The sequence below is a fragment of the Pseudomonas sp. LSJ-87 genome (genome assembly GCF_032971465.1).
In the GTDB taxonomy this organism is placed as follows: domain Bacteria; phylum Pseudomonadota; class Gammaproteobacteria; order Pseudomonadales; family Pseudomonadaceae; genus Aquipseudomonas; species Aquipseudomonas putida_Z.
The window spans coordinates 1-19198 of record NZ_JAWJYQ010000072.1; the positions used below are offsets into that span (position 1 = coordinate 1).

Consider the following 19198-nt stretch of genomic DNA (forward strand, 5'->3'; position numbering starts at 1 on the left):
CCCCCAGGGGCGGCTCATCACGGCCTCGTCCAGATAAAGACACAAGGCATAGGAATAGACTTCGAGGTGCACGGCGGAATAACCGTACTGCTGTATTTCCTCGCGGATGGCGCTGACCTGGGTCTGCAGGGCCTTGTGCACCTGTTCGATGTTGGGCAGGTCATCCAGCGTACGCAGGCGTATGACCAGGCCGAACAGCGGGTTGGCCGCGTCGAGCATCAGGTTGGCGAAGCCGCCGCGTAGCCGGAAGTCCGGGTCGGCCGGATAACCCTGATGATCTGCGCGCCTGCCCTGGCCGGGTGGATAGGGTGAATCGGTGCCCCCCGGGACATCGAGCATGGCATGCAGGCTGCTTTCGGTTACGTCATGGGCAGCGTTGGCGGCCTGGGATTTTCCAGGACGAACAGCAGATGGGCCGGGCATGAAGAGGTCCTTGTCTTCCAGTAGGCTGAAGACATGAACACTATCGGGGAATCAATTCTTCGAGGAGCGTAGGGCTTCCCAAAACGCTGTAGGAATTTTCGCCTTTTGGCTTGTCTGGACGCTGCAATGCCGGAATTCCGGGGCCGCTCTGCGGCCCTTTCGCGACACAAGGCCGCTCCTGCAACGACTGCGCCAGCCCTTGTGTGGGCGGCGCAGCGTTGCAACCGATCAATCAGCCAAACAACCTGGCCAGGCAACCCAGCTTCTTCTTGTACGAACGCCGAGCCTCCAATGCGTCCTCCAGGCTGACTTCCAGGAACCGCGCCTGCTGGTTGGGCTGCATCTGCCCGATCAGGTCCAGGTCGGCGCTGATCACCGTGCCGATCATGGCGTAGCCGCCACCCGACACCGCATCACGGTGCAGGATGATCGGCTCCAGCCCTGCAGGTACCTGGATCGAACCGATCGGGTAGCAGCTGTCAACGATGTTCGATGGATCCGAGCCGGCCCCGAACGGCTGCTCCCGTGGCTGGAAGCTCAAGGCACTGCCGCCCTTGTAGCGGTAGCCGATACGGTCTGCTTCGGAGCCTACCGTCCAGGCTTCGGTGAAAAAGCTTTGCGCCGCAGCCTTGGTCAGGCGATGAAAATACAGCCCCGGCACCACCCGAAGCACCACCTCGCCACCCAAGGCCTGGCGCAAGGCCATTGGCAGGCTCGCACCGGCGCGGGTCTTGCCACTGGGTACGCCGACCGGCAACAGGTCACCCGCCATCAGCTTGCGCCCATGGAAACCACCCAATGCACCCAACGCATAGGTGGAGCGGCTGCCGAGCACCTCGGGTACAGCGATACCGCCGGCCACCGCCAGGTAGGCCCGGGCGCCTGCGGTAGGGAAGCCGAAACGCAACACCTGCCCGGCACGTACGGAAAACGCCGTGTCCGGGCGTTGCTCGCGGCCATCGAGCAAGGCCGGCATCTGCGCACCGCAAACCGCCACCAGGGCATCCTGCTGGAACTCCAGTTCCGGCCCCACCAGCGCACACTCAAGGCCCGCGGCGCCGGCCGGGTTGCCCACCAGGTGGTTGGCCGCCCTCAGGGCGTACTGATCGAGGGCGCCGGACGGCGGGATGCCCAGGTGGTAGTAGCCTTCGCGGCCCAGGTCCTGCACCGAGGTAGCCAGCCCGGGTTTGAGTACCTTGATCATGCCAGCACCTCCTGCAGGGTCCGTGGATAGCCGACCGGGTCGGCGAGGAACGCGTCCAGGGAGAACTCCACCGGGCGAATGCGCAGGTCGAAGCGGCCTTCTTCGACATCCGCCACCGCCTGGTCGTAGGTGCGGCGGTCGATGGGTTTGAACTGCACGATGTCTCCCGGGCGGAAAAACACCATGTGCTCCTTCAGGTAGTTAAGTGTCTGCTGCGGGTCGTAGATCGGCGCCGGGGTGACGCCGAACATCTGGTAGCCGCCTGCCCCGCGCACCGAATATATGCAGCCGAAGCAGCCGCCATGGCCAAGGGTGAGCTTGGGGGTGTCCGTACGCGGGCGCAGGTACTTGGGCACCTGCAGTTGCCGCTCGCGCTCGACCATCTGGAACATGAACGGCAGGCCGGCAACGAACCCGACCATCGACACGAACCACGGCGCGCCGCTGTGCGCGGCAATGAACGCCTCGACATCGGCCAGGCCGTTGATCCGCGCGGCGTACTCCAGGTCGGTGCTGCCCGGGTCCTGGTGGCGGTCACGAAAACGCATCAGCGTTTCATGGGTCCAGGGGTCGTTGTACAGTACTGGAATCTCGATGATCCGCGTCTGCAACGAGCGCTCGGCCACTGCCTGCGCTTCGGCACCGCGCACCGCCTCCAGCAGTGCCTGCGGCGCGATACGGTCCGGGTCGAAGCGGATCTGGAACGAGGCGTTGGCCAGGCACACATCCAGCACGCCATCCAGGGCCAGCCGCTCCACCGCACGGGTGACGGCCATGCCCTTGAAAAAAGCCTCCAGCGACATGCTCTCGCTGACTTCGGCAAACAGGTGCTCGTCAGCGCCAAAGCTGTAGCGGATCGGGGTTGTAGCAAGCGGTTCGGCCATGACTGTTCCTTTTCTTGGAATCTTTATAGAAAGGCAGGCGAAAGCAAATTGCACGGGCTCCGGCGTATACCTGCCGGATGCCCCACGGATTCAGCGTGGCGCGCGCACCACGATACCGGCAGCGTCCAGCGCCTGGCGCGTGGCCTCGACCAGGTCGAGCGCACCCGGGGTGTCACTGTGCAAGCAGATGGAATCGAATTCGATGGCCAGGTCCTGCCCCTCGACCGTGCGCACCACGCCTTGCTGACAAGCCCGCAACACCCGTTCCGCGACCGCCCCGGGCTCATGGCCCCGCACGTTGCGGGTGAACACGATCGACCCGCTCAGGTCGTACTCGCGGTCGGCGTAGAACTCGCGAATTACCGGCTGGCCAAGCTGCTGGGCAATGCGGCAAATCACCGAACCGGGCATGCAGTACAGCAGCAGCTCCGGCTCGATCACCCGCAGGTTTTCCACCAGCAGCCGTGCAGCTTCTTCGTCACGTGCCAGATGCATGTACAGGGCACCGTGCGGCTTGATGTGCTGCAGGCGCACGCCCTGGGCGCGGGCAATTTCACGCAGGGCGCCGAGCTGGTAGAGCATGTCGTCGACCAGTTCCTGGGCCGGGGCATTGATGTGTCGGCGGCCGAAGCCGACCAGGTCGCGGAACCCAGGGTGCGCCCCGACTGCGACGCCCAGGGCCTTGGCCCGCTCGACGGTACGGCGCATGGTGCCGGGGTCACCGGCATGGAAGCCGGTGGCGATGTTGGCCGTGCTGATGTAGCCCATCAGCTCGTTGTCGACGCCGTCGCCAATGGTCCACGGGCCAAAGCCCTCACCCATGTCCGAGTTGAAATCCACCACCTGCATGACTGTCTCTCCTGGCGCTTGTGACTGCATGCAAGCCACGTTAGATTCTCTGCACCCCCTTGGGAAGATCTATAAACAGATAGGGTGTCTTCTGAAAATCAGATACTGCGGGAGCTTACCGTGTCACTGACCCTGCGCCAGGTCCGCTATTTCGTCGCCACCGCCGAGATCGGCCAGATTTCCCAGGCGGCAATCCACCTGAACATCTCCCAGTCTGCAGTGACCACGGCGATCAAGGAGCTGGAGGCGATGCTTGGCGTGCTGCTGTTCCAGCGCTCGGCCCAGGGCATGAGCCTGACCGAGGCCGGCCGGCACTTTCTGAACCGCGCCTACGTGATCCTGCGCAGCGTGGACGATGCGCTGAACAGCCCGCTGCCGGACGTGCGCGCCAGCGGCCTGCTGCGCCTGGCGGCAAGTTATACGGTGATCGGCTACTTCCTGCCCCATCACCTGCAGCGGCTGGAACACTGGCACCCGGACGTGACCCTGGAGCTGTACGAACAGGAGCGCAGCGCCATCGAACAAGGCTTGCTGGAGGGGCGTTTCGACATGGCAGTGGTGCTCACCGCCAACCTCACCCACCCGGACATCGTCTCGGAAACCCTTTTCAACTCCGAGCGCCGCCTGTGGCTGCCCGGCCATCATCCGCTGTGCGAGCGCTCGGCGGTAAGCCTGGCCGATGTGGCCTGTGAGCCGTTCATCCTGCTGACCGTGGATGAGGCCGAGCAAAGCGCCATGCGCTATTGGGAACAGGCCGGGCAGCGGCCGCAAGTGCGGGTGCGGACCAGTTCGGTGGAGGCCGTGCGCAGCATGGTCGCCAATGGCAGCGGTGTGGCGATCCTGTCGGACCTGGTGCACCGGCCCTGGTCGCTGGAGGGCAAGCGAATCGAGACGGTGACCATCAGCGACCCGGTGACACCGATGAGCGTGGGGTTAGCCTGGCACCGGGAACGGGCGTTCAGCCCGGCCATGCAGGCTGTGCGAAATTACTTCCATGATGCATTCCTGGCGCCGCAGCAGTTGTCGGCACGGCGCTGACCGTTCCCTGCAGGCCGGAATCTTCACGGGTAAATCCGCACACACGTCTGCATTCGGAGTCAACGCCACTCGCTATAGGGCTCCAGCGGTGTCACCGGCAGCGCCAGGTTGCCCCGCCACGGCTCGAACAGGTAGCGCAGGTAGAGCATGCCATGGCTAGGCGCATAGTCATCGCTGTGCTGCCAGTCGAAGCCCCCGCCCAACACCCACTGGTCGCTCAGGCGACGCTCGAACAGCCCGCGCAGGCGGTAGCCCAGCCCGCTGCTGTCGCTGGCATCGCGCATCGCATCGATGTTCGAATCGCCAATATCAAATCGATCCATCAACTTGCGGTTGAGGTGCGTGTCCGGATACAGCCGGCTGCGGCCGCTGTGGGCCTGGGACCAGCTTACAGAGCCTTCCAGCAGCACCGACCAGTCGTAGTTGCGCCAGGCATAGCTGACCGGCACGCCAACCGATGTGTAGCGCTGCGGGCTGTAGTAGCCGCCCTGCCCCAGGCTGTAGCCGCCCAGGTCCTTGTCGTGACGCCAGTGCATCAACGTAAGGCCCACGCGCACACGCTCATCGGCTTTTTCCACCACGCGGTGGTACCAGCCGGCCATGGCCCGGGTGCGCTGGTTGTCAGCGACGTTTTCGCCATACAGCCAGTGGTGCCCGAGGCTGGCCCAGACGCCATTGTCACCGCCCTGGTCCCAGCTCAGGCCGAGCGTGGCGCCATTGGCCGTGACCCCGCCCCAGTGCACGCCTGTCCACGGGTCACGTGCCCCGGCAAAGGACAACAGCGAGTTGCTCATCGGCCGCCGTGAAGCGGTCAGCGACCAGCCAAACTGGCCGAGGTCACCGTTGAACGTGGCGCCACCCAACCAGTTGTTGATCGCATAGCCCTGGGTGGTGCCCAGGTCGAAGGCCCAGCGGCTACCCTGCCAGCCCAGCGCCAGCACACTGCCGTCAGCAGTTTGCGAGCCCCCCTTGCACTCGCCAACAACCTGGCAGCTACCGAAATCTGTGGTATAGCGCCCATCATCGTCTTGCTCGAACGACCCCGCATCCATGCCGATGCGCTCCACCCGCGCAAAGGCGGTGCCGTCCTGCCAAGGGGTATCGACATGCAGCAGGGTCGACTGGGTACTCAGTTCGGACGTGCCCGGCGTGCCGTCGTCCTCGCGCCAACCGTAGTCGTGCATCAACGTCACATGGGTATTGCGCTGGCGATACAGCGCATCGACGTCGCTGCGCAGGCTGCGTGCCAGCCAGTCGTCGTCATCCTGCTCACGGCTGGCCAGCGTCAGTGCGCGGTCATCCCGTGGCGACACGGCAGCACGCTCGAGCAACTGCGCATCGGCCATCGCTGCAGCGTAAAGGTCCAGCGCCCGTTGCGGGTCATCCTGCGCCACCAGGCGGGCAGCGTCGCGCCGCAACAAGGGGTCGGGGCGAGGCTGCTGCGCTGCGATCTGGTCGAGCATTCTGGCCGCCTGGTCGTGTTCGCCCAAGGCGACCCAGACAGCCGCCAGGCGCCGCTGGGCATTGCTGTCATCGGCAGCCAGTTGCGGTACCTGCACAGCCAGCATGTGCCGGGCCTTTGCCAGGTTGCCTTCGGCCACCGCGCTTTCGATCACGCCAAGGCGCGCCTGGGGTTGCCCAGGCTGCACGGCAAGCACGCGCTGGTAATAACCGCGCGCCTTGCCAGGCTCACCATTGGCCGCCGCCCAGTCAGCCAGCAGCATCAGGTCGTCGGTGCTGCCTTCGCCACGCGCCAGGCTGGCCTCGAGCAGGCGGGTCGCTTCAGCCGTGCGGCCTTGCGCCTGCAGCTGCTGCGCCGAGGCCAGGGTCATGCGGCGGCGGATACGCTGCTCCAGTGCATGCATGTCAGCGTTCCATGCCCCCTGCGGCACCGCGCCCAGGCTGTCCAGGGCCAGCGCATCGCGGTCGCTGGACTCCAGGAACAGGCCATGGGCATAGCGGGTAGATGGGTCGCCCGGCTGGCGCTGCACGATGCTGGCGAATGCCGCGTCGGCTTCGGCGGTGCGCCCCAGGTGGCGCAGGCTGCTGGCCAGCTGGTAGACCAGCCAGGGCTCATCGGGGGCCAAGGCCGTGGCCTGGCCCAGCACCTGGCTGGCCGCCGCCCAGTCCTCACGCTGCATGGCCTGGTCACCTTGCTGGCGCAGGCGTGCGAGTTCCAGGCTGCGGCGCAGGCTGGCGAACTGCGCTTGCTGCCGAGGCGACAGGCTGTCGAGGTACGCCCGCGCCTTGTCGGGCGATTGCGCCTGGTACACACGCACCAGGCCGCGCACGGCACTTTCGTTATCCGGTGCCATGCGCCGAACCTGCAGGAATTGCCGCTCGGCGGCGGCTATATCGCCCTCGGCCAGCGAGACATCCGCCAGGCCCAGCAAGGCGTATTCCTCCTTCGGGCGCTGCTGGCGTGCCTGCTGGTAGAAGGCGCGGGCAGCGCGCAGGTCTTTCGCCTGCAGTGCCCGCTCGCCTTTGCTGAGCAGGGCCCAATACTGGCTGGACGACTCCAGGTCCTTCCACTGGCTGATCCAGTAGGTGTCCTGCTCCTTGGCGCTCGCCGCCCGGAACGCCGCATTGGCGTCTTCGTAGCGGCTCTGGCGCATCAGTGCATAGCCCAGTGCACCCTGCAGGCTGGCATCATCCGGATACTGGCGCAGCGCCCGGCGCAGTTGTGCCTCGGCTTCAGCGTTGCGGCCCTTGTCGAGCAATGCCAAGCCCCGCTGGCCAGCCTGCCAGGACGGGTCGGCCAGCAGTTTGCGCTGCTGTTGCAGGGTCTCGCTGGCCTGCGCCAGCAACGGTGAAGCCGGGTAACGCTGGAGAAACGCTTGCCAGGCCGCCGCGCTGGCGGCGCTCACCGCTTGCCCGGACAGGTAGTCGAACTCACGCTGGGCAGCGGCATCCCGTGCGCCAGGGTCGCGCGACAGCTGGTCGAGCAAGGCCAAGGCTTCGCGGTCGCGATTTTCGGCGAACAGCCAACCGGCCAAAGTCTGGCGCAGCCCGGCACTGCCCGGGTACTGCTGGTCCAGCCGCTGCAGCTGCCTGATCGCTTCAGGGCGCTGGCCCGGGAGGTTGCCGCGCACGCGCCAGTAGTCCAGGGCCAATTCCAGACTTGGCGGTTCACCAGCGAACAACTGTTCATAGGCCGCCAGCGCCTCTTCATTGCGCCCGGTGACCGCCAGCAGGCGGGCCTGCTGCAATTGCCGCACGCGCTCCGGCTGCTGCAGCTCGAGCAGGCGCCTGGCCTGGCGTGCCTGCAAGCTGCCAGGCGCGATGGAACTGATCCGCGCACTCAACTGCTCGGCCTCGGTGCTGTTCTTTTCGCGCAATGCCAGGCTCAGGGCCGCCATCAACACATCCGGGTTGCGCGGCTCGAGCAATTGCAGCCGCCCCAGTGCATCGCGCACCAGGTCGTCACGATGCAGCGCCTCGCCGCGACGCACCTGGTCCAGCAGCCATTGGCGCTGTTCGCCGGCATCCTTGGGTTGTGCCGTGGCCTGGCAGGTCACTGCCGCCAGCATCAGCACGCCGATCATTCGCTGCATGGCGCGCTCCAGGCCGGCAACAGGCGGCCGTGCGGGTCAAAACGGTAACGGCCTTGGTCCCAGCCCTGGCCAAACAGCGCCAGCACCTGGCTGTAATAGGCCTTGGCTTCGACTGGCTGTTCGCGCAGGCGCTGACGCTGTGCCGCCAGGCCCGCGACGTGCTCCGGCGATGCTGCCAGCAACGGCAGCAACGCCGCAGAGAAACCCGCCGGGCCATGGCCACTGGCAACACCGCTGTGCGCATCCACATGCTCTGGCGGCAACCCCTGGCGCGTGGTCAATGCCGCCATCGGGGCATAGTGGGCCACCAGTTCGGCACGCTGCGCCGCGTCCTTGGCCAGCATGCCGACCCACAGATAGACGCGGATGGCGTCGTAGTCACCTTCACTGCCATGTTGCGGGTCCGCTGCCAGTTCACCGGCTGGCGTCCACAGCAGCCAGTCCGGGGCAAAGCCCTTTGGCGACGAAGCCAGCCACAAACGCCGCGTGTTGGCCGCCAGCTCGCCCCACAACGGGTCGACCAGGCTGAAGCGATCGAACAACTGCAGCGGCAAATAGCTGGGGTTCAAGCGGGCGCCACGAGCATCCTCGAAGCCGTAGTCCCCCGGCAGCAGCATCACCCCCAGGCCCGGCAGCTTGCGCAAGGTCTGCGCGGCGATACGCCACAGCATGCGCTGGCCCAGCTGCGTATAGGCCGGCTCGTCCCACAGCCGCCCGGCTTCCAGCAGGCTGTAGGCAATCCACAGGTCGGCATCGCTGGCGTTGTTGGCATCCAGCACCTGCCACTGCTGCTGGTCGTTACGGCCCCACAGCCAGGCGGGCAGATGCCGGGCCAGGTCGCCCTCCGCCAGGTTGTTGCCGGTCCAGCGCAGCAACTGCGCGAAGGCTTGCCGGTCATTGCCCACCAGGGCGAAGAACAGCGCATAGCTCTGCCCTTCCGAGGTGGTGATCAGGCGCTCGTCGCTCGGGTCGATGACCCGACCGTCGACACTCACCAGTTCGGCCTTGAAGCGGTCCCAGGCCGGCCATTTGCAAGCCGGTGCGGCACTCGTGACGACGGGCAGGCCCAAGGCGACCAGCCCCACCAGCAACTGACGCATCATCACCCCGCCTCACCCAGGCGGCGCTTGCCTGCCCAGCGCAGTGCCCGCCACAACAGGAAGGCAAACAGCACCACGCAAATGGCCGCGATCGCCGCCAGCAGCACCGGGTGCTCGGACAGGTGGAACCACAGCAGCAGCCACCACGGCAGCGCGCCTACGAAGTAGTGCTCGCCGACGAACTGGCTGGTGACGCCGCTGCTGCGCACCAGCGTCACCGAGCCGGCCACCGCATCGAGCTTGCCCACATCGCCGAGCACGTCGCGCAGCAACGCTTGGTCGCTATCGCTGTTGGCGAGCAGGGCGACAACGCTGCGCTGCTCATGGAAGGGCGACTTCAGCCCGGTGATGGCCGCAATCGGCGCCTGCGCGCTGACTGCCACTCGGCTGCTCGCGGCCACCGGAGCGGTATCGAAGCGCTGGCTGCCCGGCAGCCCTGTGCTACGGCCCTGCAGCAGCCAGTCCCGCTGGGCACTGAGCAGCAGGCCAAGGTTGGGCGCATCCCCCAGCGCCTCAGGCAGGCTGCCGAGCAGCAGCAAGTCGGCATCGGCCGCTGCGGCCTGCTTCCAGTCATCGACCAGCCGCAGGCCAAGCGCCGGGTAGCCGATCTGCCCGGCCAGCCCGCCGACCGCATCGAGCAAAGTGCCCACCTGCATCGCCGTGGGCTTGGCCGGCATGACGACCAGCGTTTCGGAAAGGTCGGCCATGCGGCTGAACGGGAAGCCGCTGCGGGCGAATGCGCGCAGGTCGGGCATGGCGATGTAGTGGTGGTAACCGGACAGGTCGATGGTCGAGTTGTCGTCGATCGCCGCGCGCACATCCACCGGCAACGAGGTCTGACAGCGGTCGCGCTGGGCGCTGCCCAGGGTGCTGGCAAAGCTGAAATCGAAGCGCAGGCGGTTGCGGTCGCCGATCTTCAACGCCGGTACCAGCGACTTTTCGGTCAATGCGCTGTTGTCACCGGACAGCACCGCCAGGCGCATTTCCTCGAGCGTACCGCCGCGCCGGTCATTGCCCACCAGCGGCATGCTGGTGATGTACTGGTCGTTGACGCTGATGCTCAGGCGCGATTCGTCGCTCACTGCCGGGGCCGTGTAGCGGTACAGCGTACGCAGCGGAATGCCCTGGTTGCGCCAGACGAACAAGTCCGGCGGCAGGTTCAGCTCAAGTGTCACCGGCCGTGGTTGCAGGCCGCTGACCTGCAGCTGCTCGGGGTAATCGAGCAGCTCGGCGAAGCGTACCGGGCGGTCGGTGCGTGTCCAGTTCGGCGCATCGTAAGGCTGTCGCGGCTGCAGTGCCGTCATCTGCTCGACCTTCACCCGGGCACCGCGGAACAGGTTGTTGCCAACCGCCAGCGCCGAGGCGGCCTTGACCAGGTCATCGTCGTTGCGGCCCAGTACCAGCAGCACCTTGCTGAAGCGGTCGTCCGGGTGGTCGATCATCTGCAGTACCGGGCCGTCGACCGGCGGGAATTGCTGCAGGTCGGCAAGGAAGGCCGGGCGACGGTCGTTGCTGGCAAACACGATGCTCGGCGTGGGTTTGTCGCCACGGGCCGGCAGGCTGCCGTACAGCACCGGGAAAGTCGCCTTGCGCCAACCGGCCTGGCTGCCGAAGTAGGACGCCAGGATCGCCGCCGCACGCTGCTCGCCCAGGCTCGGCACGCCGCTGAACACCACCGGCAGCATTACCTTGCCGGTGTCGCGCACATCAAAGAACGGCAGCGGGAAGTACGCAAGGTCGTTGTCCAGGGCCAGGGCCTGTTCGTGCAGCTGCACCTGGCTCTTGCGGTTCAGGTTCAGCCACAGGCCGCTGTGCGCTGGGTCTTCGCAGATGTCGGTGTAATGCCCGACGAACTCCAGGCGTACCCGGTTGAAATCGCTGAGCAGCTTCGGGTCCAGCGGCAGCTGACGGCGCACGCGCTGGCCAAGCTGGTCCTTTTCCACCGGCACCACGCCCATCAGTTCGTCATTCAGGTACACGCGCAGGTGCGACAGGTTCGGCAACAGCGCAGGCGATGGCGTGTAGTCCAGTTGCAGGCTGGCGTCGGTGGCCAGGCGGTCGCGCCGCAGGCCGAATTCGATGTGCTCGCTGTTGCGCACCCCCAGCAGCAGGCTGTCGGAGGCATGCCCGAGCTGCTCGAAGGTTTTCGCAACCGCCCAGTTCGGTACCGTGGGTACGGCTGGCTCGGCAAGCGGGGCGACAGAGGCGGCAGCGGCGCTTTGCGACAAGGCAGCAAGCAGCGCCATCGCCAGGCCCCAGGTACGCGCGGGATAACCAGTCATCATGCGTCTCGATCAACAGGGTTCAAGGAAGGGACAGGTTGCGGTGTGCGGGGCCTGTAGCTGGCCAGCCAGTTCGCCAGCGCGTGCAGTGGGCGCAGCCACGCCCGCACCCATGGCGGCAAGTGTTCGACCAGCCGCAGGTAACCGACACCGCCCAGCTTCAGCACGTCGACCAGGCTGCGCAGCGGGCGATCGACCTCGTGCTGCTCGTTCCAGCCAAGCCAGGCATCGGCACGGGCAAAGGTGCAGTGGACCAGGTCGATACGCTGTTGCTGGCCGAGGTCATGGAACACCAGGCCCACGTGTTGCCCGACGGTACGGGTGACACAGGCCTGGAAGGCGAACTCGCGCTGGCCGCGGTTGAGCAGCAGGCGCACCCGCTCCCCCGCTTGCAACTCGAGGCCCCGGTGCAATTGCAGGCCGACACCGCCGTCGGAGTAGTCGACCAGGGTACAGGGGTAGGCGTGACCGCTGGCCAGCACCAGCCCCGCCGGCAAGCGCATCTGCACCCGGTGGGCGCGGCGCACCTGGCGCACTTCGGCAGCCACGGCGACGGCGGCGCCGATGATCAGCAGGTTGTAGATCACCCACAGCGAGCTGACGATCACCGTGCCGATTTCCGCCGCCGGGCCGGTGAACAGGCGCCACACGGCGAAGCCCAGGCCGGCCACGTTGAGCGCCGCCAGCCACAGGTAGGGTTGGGCGATGCGCCAGTCGAACTGCTCCTGCTCCATCAGGCCGCCCTTGGCGGTGACGTTGAACTTGCCCTTCTTCGGCGCGAACAGCGCGACCGTGGTCGGGCGGGCGATGTACCAGGCCAGCACGGTCTCGTAGACCTCGCCCCAGAAGGTCTGCCGGTACTTGCCCTGCATGCGCGAGTTGGTCAGGCTGGCGTGGATCATGTGCGGCAGCACGTACAGCAGGATCATCAGCGCCGGGGCGTAGATGATGTAGGCATGCAGCAACAGGAACGCCAGCGGCGCGGTCAGGAACACCAGCCGTGGCAGGCCGGCCAGGAAGTGCAGCATGGCGTTGGCATAGCACACCCGCTGGAACAGGCTCAGCCCACGGCCGAACAGCGGGTTGTCGGTACGGAAGATCTGCACCATGCCCCGGGCCCAGCGAATGCGCTGGCCGATGTGCGCCGACAGGCTCTCGGTGGCCAGGCCGGCCGCCTGCGGAATGCTCAGGTAGGCCGATGACCAACCCTGGCGGTGCATGCGCAAGGCGGTATGGGCATCTTCGGTCACGGTTTCGACGGCGAAACCGCCGATGCTCTCCAGCGCGGTACGGCGCAGCACGGCACACGAGCCGCAGAAGAACGCCGCGTTCCACATGTCATTGCCATCCTGGATCAGGCCGTAGAACAGCTCACCTTCATTGGGGCGACGGCGGAACGAGCCCAGGTTGCGCTCGAACGGGTCGGGCGAGAAGAAATGGTGCGGCGTCTGCACCAATGCCAGCTTCGGGTCCTTGAGGAACCAGCCCACTGTCATTTGCAGGAAGGAGCGCACCGGCACGTGGTCGCAGTCGAAAATGGCGATCAGCTCGCTGTCGGTCACGCCCAGCGCATGGTTGAGGTTGCCAGCCTTGGCGTGCTTGTTGTCCGGCCGCACGATGTAGCCCACCCCCACTTCGTCGGCGAACGCACGGAACGCCTCGCGCCGGCCGTCGTCGAGGATATAGATGCGCAGGCACTCGCGCGGCCAGTCCAGGCCCAGGGCGGCCAGCACCGTGGTGCGCACCACCGACAAGTCTTCGTTGTAGGTGGGGATCATCAGGTCGACGGTCGGCCAGTGCGCCGGATTTGCCGGCAGGTTCGCCGGCTTGCGCTGCAACGGCCAGCTGGTCTGGATGTAGCCCAGGATCAGCACGAACCACGAATAGGTTTCTGCCGCCAGCAGGATCACCCCGCACACAAGGCCCGTGGTGTCGTTCCAGTTCAGGGTCGAGGTGTAGCGCCACCACAGGTAGCGGCAGGAGATGAGCGTCGACAGCACGATCAGCATCAGGGTCGGGAAGCGGCCCGGCATGTGCCGCACCAGCAGGGCAATGCCCAGCAGCAGGCAGATGAACACCAGCTGCGCCAGGTAGCCGAACGGTTCGGTCACGCACAGCACGGCCAGGCCGATGGCGCCCAGGGTCAGCACGCTGTAGAAAACCCACCGGGCGAACACGCTCAAGCCGCGCAGGCGTGCCGAGGCTTGCTGCTTGAAAGCGCTGGCGCGGTAGCGCGCAGGCAGCTGCTGCAGGCGGTCGATCAGCAGGCCATAGTAACGGCGCAGCACCTGGCGCATACCGCGCAGCTGTGCACGCACTGCACTCCAGGCACGGCGGGCAAACCCCGGCTCGCGAGGCAGCGGTTGGCGCCGAACCAGCAGCCACAGGCTCTGGATCAGCAGGCGCAGCGGGTCGCCCAGGCTTGGGCGCTTGCCCGCCAGTTGCGGGTACAGCCGCTGCCGCTCGGCCAACAGGGCTTGCCAGGCAGGCGACTCCAGGCGCAGGAACAGGAAGGCCAGCCACACGCCAAGGGTAAACAGCCACGCGACCGGCTGCCGCGCGCCACGTGTGCGGAACCAGGCGTAGGCCGACAGAGGGGTCAGGGTCACGACTGGCGCCTCGTCAGGCAGCGCACCGCCAGGCTCTGCACGTCCCGGCAAGCCAGGCTCTGCGGCGCGTAGTGGCCAAGCGGTGCCTTGCACGCCAGGGCCTCGAGGAAGGCCTCGTCGCGGTGCACCACCTGGATCGGCAGGCGATCACGGAACAGGTCGCGCCACACCATCAGCAGGTCGCTCTGCAAGCGGCTGGCGGGGTCGTAGCGGTTGACCAGCAACAGGTCGTAGTGCTCGACCTGCCGGCGCCCGAGCAGCAGGTGGCTGGCCATTTCGGCCTCGGCCACCAACACCCGCACGTCGGTCTCGACGCTTTGGCCAGCGGCATCGGCCGGCAGTTGCGGCAGGTCGAACAGCAACCAGTCGAAGTGTTCGGCCAGCTCGGCCTGGCGCGCGCGCCAGGCTTCAGCATCGGGCAACGGCGGCCGAGTGCCGGCAGGCAGATTGCCGAACGGCATCAGGCACAGGCCATCGAGCACCTCGTACATGGCATCGCTGTATGGCCGCCCTTCCCGCTCGGCAAGCGCCCAGCCCTCGTGCGTGTCGAGGGGCAGATTGAAGTGCAGGCCGAGCAGGTTGCTTGGGCACAGGTCGACCAGCAGCACCCGCTCACCTACGCCCTGCAACGCATGCCCCAGCGCGGCCAGCAAGGCACTGCGCCCCAGGCCACCGCGAACGCCGTGCAACGCCAGGCTGGTCATGGCGACAGCACCTGGCGCCGCGGCGCCGCCGTGTACAAGGTGCCCTGGGCGCTGCTCCGGCAGCTTTCACCCAGCAGTGGCCAGCGCTGCAAGGCCTGCTGGACACCCACCAGCAATGAGATGTCCTGGTAGTTCAGGTCCGGCATGTCCAGGTGCTGGCGCAACTGGGCGATATCGTCGCTGCGGTCGGCAGGGTCTGCCTTGCCAGTGATCATGGGCGCTCCTTCGGGACAGGCTGCCAGTCGGGCTGGCCTTGCAGGCGCATGTAGGCGCGCCCCTGGTAGTTCAGTACTTGTGCACCTGCGGTTTCCGCGACCTGTTCGGTGGTCGGCAGGTCGCTCAGCAGGCTGGGCACATCCAGCAGCTGCTGCTGGCCCAGGCCCGCATACACGCGCGAGATCAGCTCGGACAGCGCCAGGTAGCTGGTGGGTGCCGAGACGTGCAGCGGCTCGCTGCGGGCAGGCTGGCCCATGCCGATGAACTTCAGGCCGACCGGCACATGGGTAATCGATGGGGTGGGGATTTCACGCATGCCCGACAGCTGCATGCGGTCGCCGTGCAGCGCGGCGCCATGTTCCGGGACAATGGCCACGACCACGCGGCGGCCGCTGCGCTCCAGTTCATCGAGGAAGCTGCCAAGCTCGCCGAACAGCCGGGTGGCGCGGGTGGCGTAATCGGCCACGCGGGTACCGCCGTCGGCGGTGACGATACGGTTGCCGTCATGCAGGCTGATGCTGTTGTAGAACAGCGACACATGCTCGGCCGGCGCGCCTTTGCGCTGCCCCCACCAGCGGCGCAGCACCTCCAGGTCGCTGGCGATCGGCGAGCCGTCGAAGCCGACCAGTGCCCGCGGGAAGTCGGTGTTGCGCAGGCCGGGTTGAGGCATGTGCTGCTGGGTGATATCGCCGATGAAGTTGTCGAAGCGGCCGCTGTGGTTGAGCAAGGTGTTGCTCTGGAAGCCAAGCCTGGCCAGGTTCTGGAACAACAGGCACTGCTCCGGGGCCGGCTGATACAGCCCGGCGTGGGACGACTGCCCGCAGCTGGCACGCAGCACGCGGATGGCGGCCGGCCCGCTATAGGACGTGGCCGAGTTGAACTGGTCGAAGATCACGTCCAGGCGCGAGAACAGCGGGTTGTCACGCAGCCCGACGGCAGACAGGTCATCCCAGGCCAGCGAGCAGATGTTGATCACCAGCAGGTCGAACGGCTGCTCATCGGCCTTCATGGCCGGGAATGCTGTCACCCGTTCACGCTCACTGGCGAAGAACCGCTCGAGCCAGCTGTCGAGCGTGGCATTGTCGGCAACCGCGGTGGCCTGAGCCTGCTCGGTGGGGCTGGCAGCCGCGGCGCCAGGCGCCTGGCCCGCATTGAACCCCAGCGCTGGCAGGCCGCCGACCGCCAGCCAGGCCAGCCCCAGCAGGCTCAAGGTACTCAGCCGCAGCCAATGGCGCAGGTACAGGTAACCCACCAGCAATAGCGCCAGCGCGCCCAGCAGGTTCCAGTTGATGAAGCGGCCGAGCAGTTCGAGCAGGTAGTCCCACGAGAAATCGAACACCCCCGGCTGCGCCAGCAGGCGGCTGAAGGGCGGCAACCAGGTGTCCTGGTAGAACAACGCGATGCCGACCGGTACGGCCACCAGCTGCCGCGCGATTCGCAGCCACTTGCCCGGCAACGGCAGCAGCAGAAACGCAGCGAACAACAGGTTCGGCAGCGCCTGGAAGTCGAGCATGCCAAGGGCTACCAGCAGGAACTTGGCCAGGAAGTAAAGGTTCCACCCTCCCAGTCCAGGCCAGCGGGCCGGTACCGGGAGGGTGGCGGATGTATTAGTCATTACGGGGTTCCTGGCGTGCAGCGCGGTGGCGTATGCCCAGCGGTTTCAGGTAACGAGGTCGAAGGCGGCGGCGCAACCACCCGCGCAGCGTGGCGCGCAGGCGCAACAGCAGCAGGGCCAGCGCCAAGGTGACCAGCGCCGTGATGCCGACCACTTGCAGCAGTTGCACGAAGTTCATGCCGTACCCCGCTTGCCCAGGGCCACCCGGCGCGGTGCCAGGGCCGGCCTGGCCTGGGTGGGCAGCTGCGCCGCCGCGTCGAGCCGGGGTGGCTGTGGCACGCTGTCGTCGAGGAAGGCCGGGGTGGCCAGGCTGTCGACACCGGCAAGCACCTCCTGGCTGATGAACAACTCTTTCCACGACAACTGGAAGATGTGGTCAAGGGCTTGCTCGACGCCTTCGGATCGGCAGGCGAACAGGAACAGGAACAGCACATCGCCCACCACGCAGGCGATATCGCCGTCGCGGCGGAACACCGTGCGCGAACAGGCTTGCAGCGGGGTCAGCCCTGGGGCCGGGCGCAACACCAGCAACTGGTGGGCGATTTCGCCGTTGCGCACCCCGTGCCACATGGTCTGCACCGCTTCGGCGAACGCGCGCGGCGCCACCAGCCCGCAGATGGCCAGCGGCCGCAGGCGTGCGAGCAAGGCATCGAAATCGCTTGGCAGGCGCCGGCGCCAGAGGTAACCCTGGATGCTCTCGACCATGGTCAGGAAGCGCGACAGGCTGGCGCCGAACGGCACGATCTGGCTGGCCCCGCAGGCCAGCAGCAGTTGTTCGTCCTGGTAGCGCAGGGTCGGTGCCATCTCGCGCACCACCAGCTTCAGGGCACTGCCACGCAACTGGCGCAAGCGGTGCAACTGGCGCGCCAGGCTATCCAGGCGCTGCCCGCCGTCCATGGCAAAGATGACCGTGGCGGAAACCGCCCTGCCAGCTTTGGCACACAGTTCCTCGAGACTCTCGCAGACCTGCCAGTGCTCGGAGAAGGCTGGCGCACCTTCCAGTACCGGGCGCTGGGCGAGGCACAACAGCTCGTCGCCACCGGTGTCGCTGGGAGCCTGCGGCGCCCCGGCGGCGGCGAAGCCTGTTTCAAGCCGCGCCAGTTCCACATCGCGCGTACCGGTCTTGCCGAGCGGGTTGCTCCAGAAATGCTGCAGGTAGCGCACCCCGCCTTTGCCGCGGTACACCTGGGCCAGGCCATCGACGCCCTGGTTGAACGCACGCAGGCGCTCTACCAGCCCGGCACTCTGGCCGCTGCTGATGACCAGCAATAGCGTGGCCTCGGCCAACAGGACCGGGCGCAGCGCGTTGCACCAGCTTTCGACGTTGCCGGCACCCCAGACGTCGGCGGGCGCCAACAGCACCAGCACACGCCCGGCGGCGTCGATACGCGGCAGGTCATCGACCAGGTGCCGGGCGGCTTGCAGGTCGGCTTCGTACAGCGCCAGTTCGGCTGGGCCCTGCGCGGTATCGAGCGCACTCAGCACATCACCGATGGCTTGCGCATCGGCGACCAGGGCTGCGCGAACGTGCTCGGAGAGCCCCCCGACCACCTGGCGGCATAGCACGGTGGCGTCTTCTGCGTTGTCGCAGGCCAACCAATACAGTCCTTGTACATGAAGCTGGCTGCTTTCGGCGCCTAAGCCGGAAATAGCCAACCACGGCATTCCATTCGTCAAAACACTGGCTCTGAAAAGTAGATTGAAACGGCTCTGAGAGGTGGCTGCGGGCACATGCGCCGCTGAGGCTCGATGAATAGCGTCAAAAAAACAACAAAATGACTGACGAACAACCGAACCCGTCAATTCTACAGCAGGGAGGCAAAATGAAATCAAGCAGAAATGTAATGAATTGCAAAAAATTGTTAGCAGCAGGTACATGTCTGGGATGTTTGGTGCCTGTGAGATCGAGCGCCGCCCGCGCAGCGCTTCGCAGCACAAGGCTGCCTCAGGTACAACATGAGCCCGAAGTCTGCGCCGGGCCTGTGGGAGCGGGCATGCCCGCGAAGCAGGCGGCGCGGGGGATGGCACCGGCGGCGCCGGTGTTCGCGGCTAAAGCCGCTCCCACAGGTACAGCGTGAGCCTGAAGCCTGCGCCGTACCTGTGGGAGCGGGTTCACCCGCGAAGCAGGCGACGCGGTGGATGGCACCGGCTCTACCGGTGTTCGCGGCCACGGCCGCTCCCACAGGTACAGCGTGAGCCCGAAGCCCGCGCCGTACCTGTGGGAGCGGGCATGCCCGCGAAGCAGGCGACGCGGTGGATGGCACCGGCTGCGCCGGTGTTCGCGGCTAAAGCCGCTCCCACAGGTACAGCGTGAGCCTGAAGCCTGCGCCGTACCTGTGGGAGCGGGTTCACCCGCGAAGCAGGCGACGCGGTGGATGGCACCGGCTCTACCGGTGTTCGCGGCCACGGCCGCTCCCACAGGTACAGCGTGAGCCCGAAGCCCGCGCCGTACCTGTGGGAGCGGGCATGCCCGCGAAGCAGGCGACGCGGTGGATGGCACCGGCTGCGCCGGTGTTCGCGGCTAAAGCCGCTCCCACAGGTACAGCGTGAGCCTGAAGCCTGCGCCGTACCTGTGGGAGCGGGTTCACCCGCGAAGCAGGCGACGCGGTGGATGGCACCGGCTACGCCGGTGTTCGCGGCCACGGCCGCTCCTACAGGTACAGCGTGAGCCCGAAGCCCGCGCAGTGCCTGTGGGAGCGGGCATGCCCGCGAAGCAAGCG

Annotated in this window: 14 protein-coding genes; 1 reads left to right on the forward strand and 13 read right to left on the reverse strand. The window is 66.7% G+C overall.

The window, feature by feature from the left end; translation table 11 throughout:
• The 4 genes from RYH74_RS25480 to RYH74_RS25495 form a co-directional block, all read right to left on the reverse strand.
• On the reverse strand, nt 1-423 hold a 423-nt coding region (locus tag RYH74_RS25480; protein WP_317410524.1), incomplete at its 3' end, for a DotU family type IV/VI secretion system protein.
• Between the two features lie 232 nt (nt 424-655).
• Nucleotides 656-1627 carry a biotin-dependent carboxyltransferase family protein gene (locus tag RYH74_RS25485; RefSeq protein WP_317410525.1) on the reverse strand — a complete coding sequence of 324 codons (972 nt, stop codon included), beginning with the start codon at nt 1625-1627 and terminating at the stop codon, nt 656-658.
• The gene (locus RYH74_RS25490) at nt 1624-2511 is read right to left on the reverse strand and encodes a 5-oxoprolinase subunit B family protein (protein WP_084785213.1); all 888 of its coding nucleotides are present in this window, start codon (nt 2509-2511) and stop codon (nt 1624-1626) included. The genes RYH74_RS25485 and RYH74_RS25490 overlap by 4 nt, the downstream gene beginning before the upstream one ends.
• Nucleotides 2512-2601: 90 nt before the next feature.
• Nucleotides 2602-3360 carry a 5-oxoprolinase subunit PxpA gene (locus RYH74_RS25495; protein ID WP_286100098.1) on the reverse strand — a complete coding sequence of 253 codons (759 nt, stop codon included), beginning with the start codon at nt 3358-3360 and terminating at the stop codon, nt 2602-2604.
• 120 nt (nt 3361-3480) lie between these two features.
• On the opposite strand from RYH74_RS25495, the gene RYH74_RS25500 reads away from it, so the two are divergent.
• Entirely contained in the window at nt 3481-4398 is a 918-nt protein-coding gene (locus RYH74_RS25500; RefSeq protein WP_025339602.1) for a LysR family transcriptional regulator, read from the forward strand.
• A 59-nt stretch (nt 4399-4457) separates the two neighbouring features.
• Here RYH74_RS25500 and bcsC read toward each other — a convergent pair whose 3' ends face one another.
• Genes bcsC through RYH74_RS25545 form a run of 9 tightly spaced genes read right to left on the reverse strand, consistent with a single transcriptional unit; the run spans nt 4458 to nt 18143 of the window.
• Complete coding sequence (bcsC, locus tag RYH74_RS25505; protein ID WP_317410526.1) at nt 4458-7952, reverse strand: cellulose synthase complex outer membrane protein BcsC; 3495 nt, start codon at nt 7950-7952, stop codon at nt 4458-4460.
• Nucleotides 7940-9055 carry a cellulose synthase complex periplasmic endoglucanase BcsZ gene (gene bcsZ, locus RYH74_RS25510; RefSeq protein ID WP_317410527.1) on the reverse strand — a complete coding sequence of 372 codons (1116 nt, stop codon included), beginning with the start codon at nt 9053-9055 and terminating at the stop codon, nt 7940-7942. Before bcsZ ends, bcsC begins: the two co-directional genes overlap by 13 nt.
• A complete protein-coding gene (gene bcsB, locus RYH74_RS25515; protein WP_410903305.1) occupies nt 9055-11334 on the reverse strand; it encodes a cellulose biosynthesis cyclic di-GMP-binding regulatory protein BcsB in 2280 nt (759 codons plus the stop codon). Before bcsB ends, bcsZ begins: the two co-directional genes overlap by 1 nt.
• The gene (bcsA, locus tag RYH74_RS25520; protein WP_317410529.1) at nt 11334-13943 is read right to left on the reverse strand and encodes a UDP-forming cellulose synthase catalytic subunit; all 2610 of its coding nucleotides are present in this window, start codon (nt 13941-13943) and stop codon (nt 11334-11336) included. The genes bcsB and bcsA overlap by 1 nt, the downstream gene beginning before the upstream one ends.
• The gene (bcsQ, locus tag RYH74_RS25525) at nt 13940-14647 is read right to left on the reverse strand and encodes a cellulose biosynthesis protein BcsQ (RefSeq protein ID WP_075045574.1); all 708 of its coding nucleotides are present in this window, start codon (nt 14645-14647) and stop codon (nt 13940-13942) included. Before bcsQ ends, bcsA begins: the two co-directional genes overlap by 4 nt.
• Nucleotides 14644-14862 (reverse strand): cellulose biosynthesis protein BcsR, encoded by a 219-nt coding sequence (bcsR, locus tag RYH74_RS25530; RefSeq protein WP_025339608.1) that lies wholly within the window; start codon nt 14860-14862, stop codon nt 14644-14646. The genes bcsQ and bcsR overlap by 4 nt, the downstream gene beginning before the upstream one ends.
• Entirely contained in the window at nt 14859-16478 is a 1620-nt protein-coding gene (gene bcsG, locus RYH74_RS25535) for a cellulose biosynthesis protein BcsG (protein ID WP_075045575.1), read from the reverse strand. The genes bcsR and bcsG overlap by 4 nt, the downstream gene beginning before the upstream one ends.
• Nucleotides 16471-16656 carry a cellulose biosynthesis protein BcsF gene (gene bcsF, locus RYH74_RS25540; RefSeq protein ID WP_075045576.1) on the reverse strand — a complete coding sequence of 62 codons (186 nt, stop codon included), beginning with the start codon at nt 16654-16656 and terminating at the stop codon, nt 16471-16473. The genes bcsG and bcsF overlap by 8 nt, the downstream gene beginning before the upstream one ends.
• Nucleotides 16653-18143 (reverse strand): BcsE family c-di-GMP-binding protein, encoded by a 1491-nt coding sequence (locus RYH74_RS25545; RefSeq protein ID WP_317410532.1) that lies wholly within the window; start codon nt 18141-18143, stop codon nt 16653-16655. The genes bcsF and RYH74_RS25545 overlap by 4 nt, the downstream gene beginning before the upstream one ends.
• Between the last annotated feature and the right edge of the window lie 1055 nt (nt 18144-19198).

Excerpts from the sequence above, each read along its gene's own strand:
- RYH74_RS25485 (WP_317410525.1), bottom strand. The coding sequence starts at position 1,627 with ATGATCAAGGTACTCAAACCCGGGCTGGCTACCTCGGTGCAGGACCTG.
- RYH74_RS25490 (WP_084785213.1), bottom strand. The coding sequence starts at position 2,511 with ATGGCCGAACCGCTTGCTACAACCCCGATCCGCTACAGCTTTGGCGCT.
- RYH74_RS25495 (WP_286100098.1), bottom strand. The coding sequence starts at position 3,360 with ATGCAGGTGGTGGATTTCAACTCGGACATGGGTGAGGGCTTTGGCCCG.
- bcsC (WP_317410526.1), bottom strand. The coding sequence starts at position 7,952 with ATGCAGCGAATGATCGGCGTGCTGATGCTGGCGGCAGTGACCTGCCAG.
- bcsZ (WP_317410527.1), bottom strand. The coding sequence starts at position 9,055 with ATGATGCGTCAGTTGCTGGTGGGGCTGGTCGCCTTGGGCCTGCCCGTC.
- bcsB (WP_410903305.1), bottom strand. The coding sequence starts at position 11,334 with ATGACTGGTTATCCCGCGCGTACCTGGGGCCTGGCGATGGCGCTGCTT.
- bcsQ (WP_075045574.1), bottom strand. The coding sequence starts at position 14,647 with ATGACCAGCCTGGCGTTGCACGGCGTTCGCGGTGGCCTGGGGCGCAGT.
- bcsR (WP_025339608.1), bottom strand. The coding sequence starts at position 14,862 with ATGATCACTGGCAAGGCAGACCCTGCCGACCGCAGCGACGATATCGCC.
- bcsG (WP_075045575.1), bottom strand. The coding sequence starts at position 16,478 with ATGACTAATACATCCGCCACCCTCCCGGTACCGGCCCGCTGGCCTGGA.
- bcsF (WP_075045576.1), bottom strand. The coding sequence starts at position 16,656 with ATGAACTTCGTGCAACTGCTGCAAGTGGTCGGCATCACGGCGCTGGTC.
- RYH74_RS25545 (WP_317410532.1), bottom strand. The coding sequence starts at position 18,143 with ATGCCGTGGTTGGCTATTTCCGGCTTAGGCGCCGAAAGCAGCCAGCTT.